Below are 15,459 nucleotides of genomic sequence, written 5' to 3'. Positions count from 1 at the left end.
GGCGCCGCCAGAAAGCCGGGGCCAATGGGTCCCGTTCTTCTTTGCAGATAGCAAACATCCGTTTTTCACTCACAAATCGCTTGATTTTGCGCAGATTCTCTGGACGTCAACTTTAATGCGAATAATTCTCATTATGGTAAGCTTAGCGCCGAGCAGCCAGCCATCTCACGCCCACCCGGGCGGCCACGAGCACAGCCAAGCCATTTCCTGAAAACAGGTCCGGCGCCAAAACAGGTCGGACCACGCTTGGAGGCCATCGTGGCAAAACCTTCTACACGCGCCGCGCATTCAGTGCGGCAAAAGAAAAATCATCTCGTCAGTCCGGGGATACACACGCACGTAGCCTTGGGCTCGACCGGCAAGGTCCTGCTACCGTTGGGTGCGCTCATGCTCGCCGCGTCCGTTTCTGGCTGGGCACAGACCAGTACGCCACCCGCCACCACTCCGGCTGTGAACGTGTCGCCGACAGACACGCTGGCACCAGTGACTGTGAGAGAGAAAGCAGAAGACAACGGAAAAGATTCGCTGCGGGTCAACCGCTCCACCATCGGCAAGGGCAACCAGGAACTGCGGGACATCCCGCAATCCGTCACGGTAGTGACTGAAAAGCTCATCGACGATCGAAATCTGGACACCGTCAAGGAAGCCCTGAAGAATACCGCCGGCATTAGCTTTCTGGCCGCCGAAGGCGGTGAGGAAGACATCCGCCTGCGCGGTTTTCCGCTGCAAAGCACCGGTGACCTGTTTATCGACGGCTTACGCGACCCGGCGTTCTACGAGCGCGACACCTTCAATCTGGACCGCCTGGAGATTCTTCGCGGCTCTGCCTCCATGCTGTTCGGCCGCGGATCCACCGGTGGTGCAGTCAACCAGGTCAGCAAGGTTCCGCGCCTGATCACCGAGCATGAGGTGGCCACCACCGTCGGCAACCACGGCTACAAACGACTGTCAGGCGACTTCAACCTCAAAACAGGCGAAAACGCGGCACTGCGCATCAACGCCATGAACACTTCGGCAGACAACAACGGCGCCGGTAGCAGCCTCAACAAAAAAGGCCTTGCGATCAGTTACCGGCTGGGCATAGGGACGGCCGACGAATTTCTGGCGAGCCTCTATCACCTGGACAACAACAACGGCCTGAATTACGGCATGCCGTGGATTCGCCCCGCCGCAGGCGCACCGGCCAGCAGCACCACCATGCTTCCGCTGGACCCCAGGGCCTACTACGGCATGGCCAGCGACTACAACGCCGGCAGCGCCACCATGGCCACACTGGGTCACACGCATCGCTTCAGCAGTGACAGCGAACTCAAGACACAGGTGCGCGTCGGGAAATTCGACCGCGACCAGCGTGCCGGCGCGGTGCGTATCGGTGCCGCAGCGCTGCAGCCAGATGGCAGGGCCGTCAATCTGGGCAACTTCGGGCCCATTACCGTCCTTACGCGCGGCACGCAGCTGAAAATCCAGGACATGGAAACGGTGCACCTGCAAAGTGACTTCAGCAACAAGTTTGCCGCGCTGGGCTTCAAGCATGAACTGCTGACAGGTGTTGACTTTGCCAGCGAAAAAAAGACGGTCTATGCGGCGCGTACTGCAGCCCAAGGCGGCGTGAACCTGACCAAACCCAACACGCTTGCAGGCACGCCGGAAGACGGTGCTTCCATTGACGAGTCGCGCCGCGTGCTACGCACTTCCAGCGACTTTGTGTCAAGCGGCATGGGTATTTACGCGCAGGACCTGATGCAAGTGGCACCGCACTGGAAGGTTCTGCTGGGCCTGCGGTATGACCACATGAAAGGCGACTACAACACCTATGCCATTCCCGCCACAACGCCTGGTCCGGTCACCACCACCGCTTACAACCAGAAAATTTCAGCCTGGAGCAAGCGCGCCGGTCTGCTATACCAGCCAGATCCACTGCACTCTTACCACTTCTCCTACGGCACTTCGTTCAACACCTCAGGCGACACCTACTCCTACAGTGCCGCGACCGTCAACACGCCGCCGGAGTCAAGCCGCAACATTGAGCTGGGCGCCAAGCTGGACACGTCCGACAAACGTTTCACAACGCGCGTGGCGCTTTTTCACTCGACCAAGCTGCACGAACGCAACACCGACCCGCTGCTCAATATCGACGTGTTGTCCGGGAAACGTCACGCCGCTGGCGCCGAGATTGACATCACCGGGCGTCTGACGCCAAAGTGGGAGGTCTATGGCTCCTACATGTGGATGCCCAGCGCGCGTATCGACATCGGAGCTGCCGGTGCAGAAGGTCAGGGGTCACGTCCTTCACTCACGCCACTGCACAGCGGTACGGTTTGGACCACTTACCAACTCACCCCCAAACTGCGAGTCGGCGGCGGCCTGAACTTTCGCGGGGAACAAACACCCATCCGCAACCCCGGCTGGAAGGTGCCCGGCTACTTGACCGGCGACCTGATGGCCGAATACATCGTCAACCAGATGCTCACCGTGAAAGCCAACATTTCCAATGTGACCGACAAGCTGTACGCGGACTCGCTGTACACCGGGCACTACGTCCCGGGCGCCGGCCGCTTGTTCCAGGTCACGGCGAGCGCCAGGTTCTGAAAACCGTCAGTCTCTTCAAGACTCCTGCCGCCCCGTAAATGGGGCGGCTTTTTGCTTTTTACAAAACACCCAACCCCATGCTGCTCACGCTCCCGAACATCCTCGACGCCAAAGACCTGCAGGTGGCCGACCAGTTGCTGGCCAACGCCCCCTGGGCCGACGGCAAAGGCAGCGCGGGCAGTCAGGCGGCACAGGTGAAGAACAATCACCAGTTGCCCTATGACTGCGAAGCATCGCAGGCCATCAGTGCCATGGTGACCCGTGGGCTGGAGCGCCATGCATTGTTTTTAACCGCCGCCCTGCCCAGAAAACTTTTCACGCCACGCATCAACCGTTACAGCGGTGCAGCCAACCACTACGGCAACCATGTCGATAGCGCCATCCGCACCCTGCCAGGCGGACAACGTGTGCGAACTGATGTGTCCTGCAGCGTCTTTCTGTCAAATCCCGAAGACTACGACGGCGGAGAACTCACCATTGCCGACACCTACGGCGAGCAGCGCATCAAGCTGCCCGCCGGTCATGCGGTGCTTTATCCCGGGACCAGCTTGCACCAGGTGACACCCGTCACGCGCGGTGAACGCCTGGCCTGTTTTTTCTGGGTGGAGAGTCTGGTGCGCAGCGACGAGCAGCGTCGGCTGTTGTTCGATATGGACATGGCATTGATGCGCTTGCGGCAGGCCCACGGCGAAAGCGCTGCCACCACGGCGCTGACCGGGACTTACCACAACCTGCTGCGCATGTGGGCCGACACATGAAAGGATCCAGTCCTGTTCCCGTTCCTGCCATTGAGGCAATTCCGCGCGGCCTGGTCAGTCTTGCCGACCATGAAACCTTTGCGCGCACCAGGCTGGATGATCAGTCATGGGCCTATTTCAGCGGCGGCGCTGCGGATGAACTGACCCTGCGCGCCAACCGACGGGCATGGGACGACTTGCAATTGCTGCCTCGCGTTCTCAGGCAGCTGGCCGGCGGACACACGCGTGTTGAACTGCTCGGGCGCACCCTGAGCCATCCCCTGCTGGTGGCACCCATGGCCTACCAGCGCATGGCGCACAGCGACGGGGAAATGGCCATGGCACACGCCGCAGCCTCCCAGCAAGCCGGGCTGGTGCTCAGTACACAGGCCAGCGTACCCCTGGAGACGGTGGCCAGCGCATTCCGCACCCATGCTGATCGCGGCCCCTTGTGGTTTCAACTCTATCTTCAACACGACAGGGGCTTCACGCGCGAACTGGTCCAGCGCGCCGAGGCATCCGGCTACGAAGCGCTGGTGCTGACGGTGGATGCACCCGTCCATGGCGCGCGTGACCGCGAGCGGCGCAGCGGATTCAAATTGCCCGTCGGCATTTCGGCCACCAATCTGGCGCAGCTTGCCGCACGGCCGACGGCTTCGGGTCACAGCCTCTTTGATACGCTGCACACACACGCGCCCGTCTGGTCCGATGTTCAATGGCTGCAGGACATCACGCGCCTTCCGGTGTTGCTCAAGGGCGTTTTGCATCCCGAAGATGCACGTCAGGCTGCAGCGCTGCAGGTGGCTGGGCTGATCGTCTCCAACCACGGGGGCCGCACCCTGGACACCACACCGGCCACGGCGGCGATATTGCCGCGCATCGCCGACGCCGTCAGGGGCGAGCTGCCGCTGCTCGTCGACGGCGGCATACGCCGCGGCACCGACGTGCTCAAGGCTGCAGCCCTGGGCGCGCGTGCCGTGCTGGTGGGACGCCCCTGCGTGTACGGACTGGCCAATGCGGGCGCGCTGGGAGTGGCCCATGTGCTGCGTTTGTTGCGTGACGAGCTGGAAATAGCCATGGCGCTTTGCGGCTGCTCCACTCTGGATCAGGCCTCGCCCGAGCTGTTCTTCGATCCGATGTCCTGATTTTTCCGGGGATATCAAAGATTTATTGCAAATGCGATCGATTCGCATTTATACTTGCCACATCGATTTAACCACCAGCAAGCCAATCCCATGATCGTCTGTGTCTGCCGCCGAATCTCTGACCGCGAAATTGCCCGCCACGCCCGTGCCGGTCTGGGTTTTGACGAGATTCAGTTCGAACTGGGTGTTGCCACCCAGTGCGGCCAGTGTGAAGGCTGCGCGCGTGACGTTGTTGCGCAGTGCAACGGCACCTGCCCGACCGCACACATCAAGCTCGCCACCAATCCTCGGGAAGGCAGCACATGGCATCAACCCTCACCTCATTGGCAACTCTCGCCGGCAGCCTGATCCTGGTGATCAGCCCGCTGTGGTGGATATTTCGGCGCTAAAGCGGCCGTAGCACCCGTATGGCCGCTTTCCCGTCTGCATCCACTAGACTTCCCATGACCGCTCCAGCCCTTTCGGGGCCCTTTGTCCCCGTACTTACGACAACGCCCGTGCGCCCGCATCTGAACCGCAACATCGTGATCGCCGTCAGCGTACTGGTGATACATGTCGGCGTGCTGTGGGTGCTGCAAACAGGACTGCTGCGCCGCACGGCTGAGATGGTCGTGCCGGCCGAGATTCTGACCCGCGTCATCGAAATCGAGCCGCCCAAAGTCGCGCCTCATCCGCGCCCGCCGCCGCCCAAAGCCGCACCACAGGCAGCCAAGCTGCCGCCGCTGCCTTTGCCCGTTGCCATCCGCGACCCGCTGCCGGCGCCCAATGCACCTACCGGCGTGCTGGAGCCGCAGCCACCCGCGCCCCCCATTCTTGCGCCGGTGGCGCCCGCCCCTGGGCCACCCGCACCGCCCGCCGCCGCGCGGCTGGTCGAGATCACACAGGGCGAAACCGAATACCTCAGACCCCCGCGTGTGGTGTACCCGGCGCTGAGCAAACGCACCGGCGAAAGCGGTGTGGTCATCATTGCGGTTTATTACAACGCCGCCGGTTTTGCCAAAAGGGCCGAAGTTTTCAAGTCCAGCGGTTTTGAGCGCCTGGACCGCGCTGCGCGCGAAGCCGTGATGGCCTCACAAATCACCCCTTTCACGCGAGCAGGTATCTCTGAGGACACCCAGTTCCTGCTCAAGGCCCCGATTAATTTTGTTCTGGAGTAGACATTGATGAATTCACAACTTGGCCTGATGAGCGTCTGGACGCAGGGCGACTTTGTCACCAGGGCAGTCGCAGTGCTCCTGATCGGCATGTCGCTGGCATCCTGGGTCGTCATCATCATCAAGACACTGGATGTCCTGAAGTACAAAAAAATCGCCAACGGCGCAGAGGACTTCTGGCACAGCGAAGACTTCGCAGCGGGACTGTCCAAGCTGGGCAACGACCCGGCCAACCCCTTCCGTCAACTGGCCATTGAAGGGCGCGAAGCCACCGCGCACCACCGCAACACCAAGGCACATCTGCATGATGCGCTCGATGTAAGCGACTGGGTCACGCGCAGCCTGCGCAACACCATGGATGAATTTACCTCGCGCCTGCAGTCGGGCCTGGCCATCCTCGCCTCGGTCGGCTCGACCGCCCCTTTCATAGGCCTGTTTGGCACCGTCTGGGGCATCTACCATGCGTTGCTGAGTATTGGCACCGCCGGCCAGGCGACCATCGACAAGGTGGCGGGCCCGATTGGCGAGGCATTGATCATGACGGCGCTGGGCCTGGCCGTGGCGATTCCCGCTGTGTTGGGCTACAACGCCCTGGTGCGCGGCAACAAGGGGGTGCTGCAAAAGCTGAGCCGCTTCGCGCATGACCTGCACGCCTACTTTGTGACCGGCGCCCGTGTCACCAGCGCCAGCAGTCCGGCCAATGTGCTGCCGATGAAAAAAGCCTGAACCCCAAAGGAGCAAACACCATGGCCTTTGGAACCCAGGACGACACCGACGAGGTGATGAACGAAATCAACATGACGCCGCTGGTCGACGTGATGCTGGTACTCCTGATCATCTTCATCATCACCGTGCCGGTGATGAAACATTCGGTCAACATCGATTTGCCTCGCGCTACCAATGAGGCTCAAAACCTCAAACCTGAAACCGTGCGTCTGGCGGTGGACGCGCAAGGCACGTATTACCTCAACGAGACAAAGATCGAAGACCCGGAACTGGCGTCGCGTTTTAAGCTGGCGGCTGCGCAGAATCCGCAGCCCGAACTGCACATCCGGGGTGACAAGGCAGTGCGTTACGAGCGCGTGGCGCAGGCCATGGCGGCGGCGCAGCAAGCGGGCTTGCGAAAAATCGGTTTTGTCACCGAGCCGGTGAATTGACCCGCTTGAATTTCACTTGAAACTCAAGGTTTTGCTTGCGTTTTAATTGATAATGATTATCATTAACTTAACACCAGCCCATCAGGTCAACCACCATGTCTGAAGCCCTCTCCGCCCGAACCCTGAGCCTGCCGCCACGTCCAGCGCATCGCCTTGCCGCCGCAAGCGGCGAACACACCGCCAACGGACCTTGCGCTGCGGTAGACAGCACCGACATCCTGCGCGGCAACAAGGCCGTGGAGATCCAGCACAACGGCCTCATCTATCGCCTGCAGGCCACCCGCCTGGGCAAGCTGATCCTGACCAAATAAGCAGTTTCATCGTGGGACGATCAGGGGCCTGAACTGGCCTCGCAGGTCGTTTTTTGGCCAGCCAGTCACGTGCCATCAGGTGGGTGTAGTAGCCAGGCTTTTTTTCACGCCAAGACGCAAAAAGCCGACCCGGAGGTCGGCTTTGTCGTATGAAGTATGGCATCAGCCCTTGTAGGGCGGGCGCAAGCAGCTATCCTTTTAACTGCAATCCCTGACGCCGCCAGAGCACCCGGAACTACAAGCCGATGGCCGCCAGCCCGGCCCGGGCAATCTGCGCGTCTTCAGTGGATTTCACACCGCTGACACCGACTGCGCCCAGGCACTGGCCGTCTTTCAGAATGGGCACGCCACCTTCCAGCATGCCTTTGAGATCCGGCGCACTCAGAAAGGAGAAGCGCCCGCCATTGATCATGTCTTCATAAATTTTGGTTTCGCGCCGGCCCAGGGCGGCGGTATGCGCCTTGGCCGGTGCAATGTGGGCAGAAATCGGCGCGGCGCCGTCCAGGCGCTGCAGGTGCAGCAAATGGCCGCCGTCGTCCACAATCGCAATCGTCACGGCCCAGGCGTTTTTGGCCGCCTCAGCGGCGGCCGCGCTGGCCATGGCCTGCACATCAGAAAATTCAAGCACTGCTTTTGATTTCATGTTTTTCCAGGTATTTTTGAAGCAAAAGCACAAGCATACGCAAGTTTGCAGGCTGCTGGCAGTGCCATTGCGTGCCTTAAAACTTGTAGAACCCTGACAAAAAGTAGAGACTCTGAGGGGTTAATCCTTGAAAAACCTGTCAAACCCCTAAAATAGTCTTGCCTGCATATGCAGGCCAAACGGAGAAGACTTCATGAATGACAATGTTCAAACCCTTGACCATGGCTACGTTGGCTCTGCCGAGCAGCGCAACCGGGTTTTGCGCAACACCTACTGGCTGCTCGCGCTGAGCATGCTGCCTACCGTGCTGGGCGCCTGGGTCGGCGTTGCAACGGGCATCACCGCCTCGCTGACGGGCGGCCTGGGCCTGATCGTGTTCCTCGGCGGCGCCTTCGGCTTCCTGTACGCCATTGAGAAAACCAAAAATTCAGCTGCCGGCGTGCCCGTGCTGCTGGCTTTTACCTTCTTCATGGGCCTGATGCTCTCGCGCATGATCGGCATGATCCTGGGCTTTCGCAACGGCTCCGAGCTGATCATGACCGCCATGGGCGGCACGGCCGGCGTGTTTTTCGTGATGGCCACGTTGGCCAGCGTGATCAAGCGTGACCTGTCGGGCATGGGCAAATGGCTTTTTGTTGGCGCCCTGGTCGTGATGGTCGGCGCCATCATCAACGTGTTTGTCGGCTCCACCGCAGGCATGATGGCGATCTCGGTGGCCGTGATCGGCATTTTCAGCGCCTACATGCTGTATGACCTGAAGCAGATTCTGGATGGCGGCGAGACCAACTACATCAGCGCCACCATGCGCCTGTACCTGGACATCTTCAATGTGTTCCAGGCCCTGCTGGCCCTGCTGGGCATCATGGGCGGCGAACGCGATTGATCCGCTTCGCTTGTAATCCGCTTCGCTCCAGAGCGAAAAAAAGGGGCCTTCGGCCCCTTTTCCTTTTGTTTCCGGATCAGTCCATGTTCAGGTCAAACACCGCGATCGATTCCACATGGGCGGTGTGCGGGAACATGTTGACCACACCGGCCGCCGTGCATCGGTAACCCGCATCACTGATCAGCACCCCTGCATCCCGCGCCAGCGTCGCCGGGTTACAGCTCACATAGACAATACGCTGGGGCGGCGTCCAGCCGCCAATCTGCAGGTTCTGCTGTCCGCCCGCATCGTCGCAAGGAACGCCCGTGACCGCCTGCTGCTGCAACTTGGCAAGTGACTTGAACAGTTCATATGCACCCTCGCGCGGCGGATCAACCAGCCATTTATCGGCGGCGCCATGTTTCACCAGCGTGCCGGGGGTGATCTCAAACAGGTTACTTGCTACAAATTTAATAGCTGCCAGCGCATGCCCAACATGGGCTGAGGCCTTGTTAGCCGCGTAGTTTTCACGCGAGCGGGCGACCAGCACCTCGCTGCCCTCGATACCCAGCACTTCACGCGCGCGGGTGGCCAGCGGCAAGGTGAAATTACCCAGGCCGCAAAACCAGTCAATCACGCGTTCATGCGGCAACACATCCAGCAGGCGCAGCGCACGCGATACCAGTACCTGATTGATGTGCGGATTGACCTGCGTGAAGTCCGTGGGTTTGAAAGGCATCGACACGCCAAACTCGGGCAGTCCGTAACTGAGCTGCGGCCCGCCCGCATCAAGCAAATGCACGGTCTCCAGCCCACCAGGCTGCAGCCACCATTGCAGGCCGGGGTGGCCTGTGGCAAAACTGCGCAGACGCGCCAGGTCTTCACCAGACAGCGGCTCCATGTGGCGCAGCACCAGCGCTGTCACCGCATCGCCGCAAGCGAGCTCGATCTGGGGTAAGGTCTCTTTGGCGTCCATGCCGGCAATCAGCGCGCGCAGCGGCAGCAGCAAATCGCTCACATGCCGGGGCAACACATGGCACTCGCGCATGTCGGCCACATAACCGCTTTTGCGCTCATGGAAACCGACCAGCACCTCGCCTTTTTTGCGGACATAACGCACCGACAGACGCGCCCGGTAACGGTAGCCCCAGGCCGGGCCTTCGATGGGCCGCATCACGGTTTCAGCCTTGAGTTTGCCGAGGTGCCAGAGGTTGTCTTCCAGCACCCGCTGCTTGACCGCCACCTGCGCGCCCACATGCAGGTGCTGCATCTTGCAGCCGCCACAGGCGCCGGTGTGCAGGCCAAAATGCGGGCATTGTGGCCGCACCCGCTGCGAAGATTCGCGCAGCACCGCCATCATGGTGGCTTTTTCAAAGCTGGGCTTCTTGCGATAGACACTGGCGCTGACCGTCTCAAACGGCAGCGCACCGTCGATGAAAACCACCTTGCCGTCATCACGGTGTGCAATACCCTGGGCGTCTATGTCGAGCGACTCGACGGTGAGTATGTCGAGTGGGTAGTTTTCGGAAGGCGTGGCAGTGGGCTGCTGTGGCGATTTGTTATGTTTTCTTCGGGACATGCACCCATTGTCTCAGGCTGTGCCGCCGGAGCCGGGAAGGGTTTTGAGAGTGCCGCGCCTTCGTACCACGGACAGATTGGTGCATGTGCGGACACAAAAGAAAAAAGCCTTGCATTGCAAGGCCCTTTCCTCACGATCGTCAGCCCGCTTATTTGGCGGGGAGGTATTTGGCAGGGTCCACCGGCTTGCCCTGGCGCCGGATTTCAAAATGCAGCTTCACCCGGTCTGCGTCGCTGTTGCCCATCTCGGCAATTTTCTGCCCCCTGCGCACCGACTGGTCTTCCTTGACCAGCAAGGTCTGGTTGTGCGCATAGGCCGTCAGAAAGGTGTTGTTGTGTTTGAGGATGATCAGGTTGCCGTAACCACGCAGCCCCGCGCCTGCATACACCACGCGACCGTCGGCGGAAGCCACCACGTTGTCGCCGGCCTTGCCTGCAATGTCCACTCCCTTGTTCTTGGCTTCGTCGAAGCCGGCCAGCACCTGCCCTTGAGCCGGCCAGATCCAGGGGAGGTCCTCTTCAGCTGCCGAGCCAGAAGCCGACGGGGTGGATGCCGGTTTGGCAGCACTGGTTGCCGCTGCCGGAGCGCTGCTGGCCTGAGCCGGCGCCACCGCTGTGGCAGCGCCGGCGGTCACCGGCCGTACCACCACGGCGGTGGTTTCCACCGGAGGCGCCACGCGCAGTACCTGCCCGACTTCGATCAGGTTGGGGTTTTCAAGGTTGCTCCAGCGACCAATGTCACGCCAGTTCTGTCCGGTGTCCAGGCCAATGCGAATCAGCGTGTCGCCTGGTTTGACGGTGTAGTAACCGGGTTTGCCGGCGTTTTCAGCGCCGGGCAGCAGCTTGACGCTGCTTGTATCCACCGCGCCGGGGACCGGGCGCGCCGAGCCGGCACCGCGGTCTTCAACCGGGGCACGCCCCAGGCTGCGTGTGCTGCAGGCCGACAGCAGCATGGCGCCAGCCAGCACGCCGGCCAGAAGCAGGCGCGTCTTGCGCTGCCCGTCAAACGCCGGGGGGAAGGACGCTGCCATCGCCAAGCCTGCTTGTTCATTCATTGCTTTTATTCCCTTTACCTGTGCAATTACTATCGTTTCCTGGCCCCACAGCGTAGAACGCCCGTGTGACGCAGAGTTCCCGCCAGTCAGCTGGTGCCCGATTTTAAAGGGACAAAGTGGACTGCCTCCAGAACCGTCTGTGTAACACCCTGTGGGGTTTTGTCCAGCACCACCAGCGCCTGCGCCCCGCCAGCCACATGCATGGGCGCCACCAGCCGACCACCGATAGCGAGCTGCTCCACCCAGGCCGGGGGAATCGCCTCGCCGCCCGCAGCCGCGATGATGGCCGCATAGGGCGCACCTCTGGCATACCCGGCCATGCCATCCCCAAACAGCAGATGCACATTGGCCAGGCGGAAGACGCGCAGGTTTTCGCGCGCCTTGTCATGCAGGCCGCGCAGCCGCTCAATGCTGTACACCTCCTGGGCCAGGTGCGCCAGCACCGCCGCCTGGTAACCGCAGCCCGTGCCAATCTCCAGCACCCGACCAAGCTTGCCTTGCGGGCTGGCGGCGCCCTCACGCAACAAGCACAACATGCGCGCCACCACATTGGGTTTGGAAATCGTCTGGCCCAGACCAATCGGCAGACTGGTGTCTTCGTAGGCCTGGTTGACCAGCGCGCTGTCGACAAAACGATGGCGCTCAACCTGCCCCATGGCAGCCAGCACCTGCGCATCGGCAATACCTTGCGCGGCCAGCTTGTGCACCATGCGCGCGCGTACCGCCTTTGAGTCCAGGCCCACACCGCTTGGCAAAGCCGTCGGCGTCGGCTTTTTAAAGTCAAAAATGCCTGTATCCCTTTCTGGATGGGCACGACCAGCTACTTTTTTTGTAGCAGATGGGGTACCCGCATCGGGCTCCAGGCGAACCGGGAAACCTGGGCGTTTGACAGCAGGCTTGACCGTGGGTTTCATGCCGCAGCCCGGGTCGCGTCAGGCGCGGCTGCGTTGTGGTCCGCCTGCGTCAACCGGGCTGCCGTTTGTGCCCAGTAGGGCAGACGCTCGTGGTCGGTCAGGTCCACCTGTAAAGGCGTGATGGAGATAAACCGTTGCTGGGTAGCATGAAAATCCGTGCCCTCTCCCTCTTCCTTGGCAGGGCCGGCGCCGCCTATCCAGTACATCGTTTCACCGCGCGGGCTGGTCTGCATGATGACGCGTTCTGCCGCATGGCGCCGTCCCAGCCGGCAGACCTTGTAGCCCTGAAGCTGCTGGTCGGGCAGATTGGGAATGTTCACATTGAGCAGCCAGGGAGCCACCGTCGGCAAAGCGCCTTCGGCTATTTTTTCGAGCGAAGGGATCAGCTGCTGCACCAGGTCGCGCGCGCGCCGGCCAGCGACATCGATATGGCCCCAGCCTTTTTCGGTCTGCGAAAACGCAATGGAGGGAATGCCAAAAAGGTAACCCTCCATGGCCGCGCCGACTGTGCCGGAATAAATCGTGTCGTCACCCATATTGGCACCATTGTTGATGCCAGACACCACCAGATCGGGCCGGTAACCCAGCAAACCGGTCAGCGCGATATGTACACAATCGGCCGGCGTGCCGTTGATGTAGCGAAAACCATTGGCCGCCGTCTGCACATACATGGGCGAGTGCAGGGTCAGCGCGTTGGATTTGGCGCTGTTGTTCTGCTCGGGCGCGACCACCTCCACATCGGCAATGTCCTTCAACGCCTCATACAGGGCAATGATGCCGGAGGCCTGATAGCCATCGTCGTTGCAGATCAGGATTTTCATGATTTGATTTTAAGGTCCCAAGGGTGACAAACGGGGCATCTCCTGTGCCTATTTGGCTCGCCAACCTGCCTATGATGTCTCAACCCTGATTCCCAACGGAGAGAAACCATGCATGCCTGGCTTTGTGAAGACCCCACCGGCGTAGACGCCCTGACCTGGAAGGAACTGCCCACCCCCGTGCCAAAGGCCGGCGAGGTGCTGATTGCCATCAAAGCCGCCAGCCTGAATTTTCCCGACTTGCTGATCGTGCAAAACAAGTACCAGATGAAGCCGCCCCTGCCTTTTGTGCCGGGGTCCGAATACGCCGGGGTGATCGAGGCCGTGGGCGAAGGCGTCAAACATCTGAAGGTGGGCCAGAACGTCGCCTGCCTGTCCGGCACCGGTGGTTTTGGCACACACACCATTGCGCCAGCTGCCCTTTGTATGCCTTTGCCCGAGGGCTTCCCGCACGTCGATGCAGCGGCCTTCATCATGATTTACGCCACCTCGCACCACGCGCTGGTGGACCGGGCCCAACTCAAAGCCGGCGAAACCGTGCTGGTGCTGGGTGCAGCCGGTGGCGTCGGCACCTCGGCCATCCAGATTGCCAAGATCATGGGCGCCCGCGTGATCGCTGCCGCATCGACCGATGAAAAGTGTGCCTTGTGCAAATCCATAGGCGCCGATGCGACCATCAACTACAGCACCGAAAACCTGCGCGACGCCATCAAGGCACTGACCGACGGCAAGGGCCCGGATGTCATCTATGACCCGGTCGGTGGCGACTTTGCAGAGCCGGCCTTCCGATCCATCGCCTGGCGTGGCCGCTACCTGGTGGTGGGTTTCGCCGCCGGTCCCATCCCCGCCTTGCCGCTGAACCTGACCCTGCTCAAGGGTGCGTCCATCGTCGGCGTGTTCTGGGGCGGTTTTGCCAAAAACGAACCCAAGGCCAGCGCGGCCGCCATGGCAGAGCTGGCCCAGTGGTATGCCCAGGGCAAGATCAAGCCGGTGATAGACCGCACCATGCCCATGGCCGAACTCAAGGCCGCCTACGCGCACATGGGCTCACGCGGGGTCAAGGGCAAGCTGGTGATGGTCAACTGAATTGTTCAGCGCCTAGGGGACAGATGGTGCTGCACCGCGATCACACAGGGGAAACGTCTGGTTACGATTAAGCCCAATCGGTATATATTGAAAGTTCCTAGAAAGGCGGCTCATGAACAAACCAACCATGCTTGTGGTGGAAGACAACCCTGACCACCTGGAATTGACGCTGACGACGCTGGAGCTCAACGGCGTGTGTCACCACATTGTGGTGGCACGTGATGGTCAACAGGCGCTGGACTACCTGTTTGGCGAGGGCCTGTACAGTGACCGCAACCCCGACGAGCAACCCGAGCTGGTGCTGCTGGACCTCAACATGCCGAAGATGGACGGACTACAGGTACTCAATCACATGCGCAGCGACCCGCGAACCTTTTTTGTGCCAGTGATTTTGCTGACATCGGCCAGCGAACAGTCCGACACGGTGCGTGAACTCAAGGGCGGACTCAACAGCTACATCGGCAAGCCGCTCGATTACCACGAGTTCGCTGCACGACTCGAGGAAGTCCGCGAATACTGGCGCACATCGAACTTCTCCCCCCTGATGTCCTGACAGGCGACCACAAAAAAGCCCCTGAAGAGGGGCTTTTTATTGGAAACACTGGGGTGGCTGATGGGGCTCGAACCCACGACAACAGGAATCACAATCCTGGACTCTACCAACTGAGCTACAGCCACCGAAGCCCCAAATTATAGCGGCAACTGCGTGAGCGAATACTGGCGTGCGTACCGATCACGTTGTTTTATGCGCCGGCTTTCTGCTCTGCCGGCCGGGCCACCTTGATATTGGCCTTGAAACGATCGCGCAGGATGTTGTAGTAAGCCAGGCTTTCCGCAGATGCCCACCATTGCGTGTACTGCGTTTGATCTTGCTGCGCTTGCGCCGCCACGGGAGCCTGGCGCGGCAGCACCTTGAGCACCTTGACAATGGCGTATCCCTGCGCACCCAGATCAACCCCAACCAGCGCAGGCGCAGCGCTGATGTCTGCGCTGAGAGCCGCGCTGACGATGGGTGCTGACAGTTGCTGGGACTGCTCGCGCGAGATCACCAGCGCCGCAGGCAAAGCCGCAGAATCCGGGCTGGCTTTCCAGGCGGCGAGTTTTTCGGCACCCTCTTTGCGCGCCATTTCAGCGCCGCGCTGCTGCTGAAGGCGCGTCCGTACGGCGGCGCTGACATCGGCAAACGGCAGGGTGCGGGTCGGCGTGTACTGGGTAATACGCCCTGACACCAGCTGACTGGCGCCCAGATCGATCGCTTCGGTATTGCGTTTTTTCTCCACCGAATCGGGCGAGAACAAGGCGGCAAGAAATTTGGGGTTGGCCAGCACACCAGTGACGCCCGGCGCCGGATTGCGGGTCAGTCGGGCGGCAGTTTTCACCTCGAGTTTGAGGCGCTCGGCAATCGGCCGC

The 15,459-nt window shown here is 61.0% G+C and carries 16 protein-coding genes, 1 tRNA gene and 1 pseudogene; 11 read left to right on the top strand and 7 right to left on the bottom strand.

Annotated features, from left to right (window positions below; genetic code table 11):
* Positions 1-387: 387 nt before the first annotated feature.
* From Q8L50_RS17910 to hemP, 8 genes are all read left to right on the top strand, one after another.
* Positions 388-2,589, top strand: coding sequence for a TonB-dependent siderophore receptor (locus Q8L50_RS17910; RefSeq protein WP_305350010.1), 2,202 nt, complete (start codon positions 388-390; stop codon positions 2,587-2,589).
* A gap of 77 nt (positions 2,590-2,666) precedes the next feature.
* Positions 2,667-3,347 carry a Fe2+-dependent dioxygenase gene (locus Q8L50_RS17905; protein WP_305349988.1) on the top strand — a complete coding sequence of 227 codons (681 nt, stop codon included), beginning with the start codon at positions 2,667-2,669 and terminating at the stop codon, positions 3,345-3,347.
* On the top strand, positions 3,344-4,471 hold the full coding sequence (locus Q8L50_RS17900) for an alpha-hydroxy acid oxidase (RefSeq protein WP_305349987.1): 1,128 nt from the start codon (positions 3,344-3,346) through the stop codon (positions 4,469-4,471). The genes Q8L50_RS17905 and Q8L50_RS17900 overlap by 4 nt, the downstream gene beginning before the upstream one ends.
* A 90-nt stretch (positions 4,472-4,561) precedes the next feature.
* Complete coding sequence (locus Q8L50_RS17895) at positions 4,562-4,819, top strand: bacterioferritin-associated ferredoxin (RefSeq protein WP_305349986.1); 258 nt, start codon at positions 4,562-4,564, stop codon at positions 4,817-4,819.
* 149 nt (positions 4,820-4,968) lie between these two features.
* The gene (locus tag Q8L50_RS17890) at positions 4,969-5,628 is read left to right on the top strand and encodes an energy transducer TonB (RefSeq protein ID WP_305349985.1); all 660 of its coding nucleotides are present in this window, start codon (positions 4,969-4,971) and stop codon (positions 5,626-5,628) included.
* Between the two features lie 6 nt (positions 5,629-5,634).
* Complete coding sequence (locus tag Q8L50_RS17885) at positions 5,635-6,351, top strand: MotA/TolQ/ExbB proton channel family protein (protein ID WP_305349984.1); 717 nt, start codon at positions 5,635-5,637, stop codon at positions 6,349-6,351.
* A 20-nt stretch (positions 6,352-6,371) separates the two neighbouring features.
* Positions 6,372-6,782, top strand: a complete 411-nt coding sequence (locus Q8L50_RS17880) for a biopolymer transporter ExbD (protein WP_305349983.1) — start codon at positions 6,372-6,374, stop codon at positions 6,780-6,782.
* 95 nt (positions 6,783-6,877) lie between these two features.
* Positions 6,878-7,093, top strand: a complete 216-nt coding sequence (gene hemP / locus Q8L50_RS17875) for a hemin uptake protein HemP (protein WP_305349982.1) — start codon at positions 6,878-6,880, stop codon at positions 7,091-7,093.
* Positions 7,094-7,328: 235 nt separating this feature from the next.
* Here hemP and Q8L50_RS17870 read toward each other — a convergent pair whose 3' ends face one another.
* The gene (locus tag Q8L50_RS17870; RefSeq protein WP_305349981.1) at positions 7,329-7,736 is read right to left on the bottom strand and encodes a heme-binding protein; all 408 of its coding nucleotides are present in this window, start codon (positions 7,734-7,736) and stop codon (positions 7,329-7,331) included.
* Positions 7,737-7,929: 193 nt separating this feature from the next.
* Here Q8L50_RS17870 and Q8L50_RS17865 point away from each other — a divergent pair, with 193 nt between their 5' ends.
* Positions 7,930-8,619, top strand: coding sequence for a Bax inhibitor-1/YccA family protein (locus Q8L50_RS17865; RefSeq protein ID WP_305349980.1), 690 nt, complete (start codon positions 7,930-7,932; stop codon positions 8,617-8,619).
* A 76-nt stretch (positions 8,620-8,695) separates the two neighbouring features.
* On the opposite strand, the gene rlmD is transcribed toward Q8L50_RS17865, so the two are convergent.
* The 4 genes from rlmD to surE all read right to left on the bottom strand — a co-directional run bounded on the left by rlmD (position 8,696) and on the right by surE (position 12,966).
* Positions 8,696-10,177: a 23S rRNA (uracil(1939)-C(5))-methyltransferase RlmD gene (rlmD, locus tag Q8L50_RS17860; RefSeq protein ID WP_305349979.1), complete on the bottom strand. Its 1,482-nt coding sequence runs from the start codon at positions 10,175-10,177 to the stop codon at positions 8,696-8,698.
* 148 nt (positions 10,178-10,325) lie between these two features.
* The gene (locus tag Q8L50_RS17855) at positions 10,326-11,207 is read right to left on the bottom strand and encodes a peptidoglycan DD-metalloendopeptidase family protein (protein WP_370869834.1); all 882 of its coding nucleotides are present in this window, start codon (positions 11,205-11,207) and stop codon (positions 10,326-10,328) included.
* A 110-nt stretch (positions 11,208-11,317) separates the two neighbouring features.
* Positions 11,318-12,145 carry a protein-L-isoaspartate(D-aspartate) O-methyltransferase gene (locus tag Q8L50_RS17850; protein ID WP_305349978.1) on the bottom strand — a complete coding sequence of 276 codons (828 nt, stop codon included), beginning with the start codon at positions 12,143-12,145 and terminating at the stop codon, positions 11,318-11,320.
* On the bottom strand, positions 12,142-12,966 hold the full coding sequence (gene surE / locus Q8L50_RS17845) for a 5'/3'-nucleotidase SurE (RefSeq protein WP_305349977.1): 825 nt from the start codon (positions 12,964-12,966) through the stop codon (positions 12,142-12,144). Before surE ends, Q8L50_RS17850 begins: the two co-directional genes overlap by 4 nt.
* Before the next feature lie 108 nt (positions 12,967-13,074).
* Here surE and Q8L50_RS17840 point away from each other — a divergent pair, with 108 nt between their 5' ends.
* The gene (locus Q8L50_RS17840) at positions 13,075-14,049 is read left to right on the top strand and encodes an NADPH:quinone oxidoreductase family protein (protein WP_305349976.1); all 975 of its coding nucleotides are present in this window, start codon (positions 13,075-13,077) and stop codon (positions 14,047-14,049) included.
* A gap of 112 nt (positions 14,050-14,161) precedes the next feature.
* A complete protein-coding gene (locus Q8L50_RS17835) occupies positions 14,162-14,602 on the top strand; it encodes a response regulator (protein ID WP_305349975.1) in 441 nt (146 codons plus the stop codon).
* A gap of 49 nt (positions 14,603-14,651) precedes the next feature.
* Here the strand turns inward: Q8L50_RS17835 and Q8L50_RS17830 are convergent.
* Both Q8L50_RS17830 and Q8L50_RS17825 read right to left on the bottom strand, forming a co-directional pair.
* Positions 14,652-14,727: transfer RNA gene (locus Q8L50_RS17830), tRNA-His, on the bottom strand.
* A 65-nt stretch (positions 14,728-14,792) separates the two neighbouring features.
* A pseudogene (locus Q8L50_RS17825) lies at positions 14,793-15,459 on the bottom strand (peptidyl-prolyl cis-trans isomerase); the annotation flags it as partial.

It is taken from the genome of Polaromonas sp. (assembly GCF_030680935.1).
Taxonomy (GTDB): Bacteria; Pseudomonadota; Gammaproteobacteria; order Burkholderiales; family Burkholderiaceae_C; genus Polaromonas.
The sequence above is the reverse complement of the archived record's forward strand: the minus strand, read 5'-3'. Positions and strand labels throughout refer to the sequence as shown.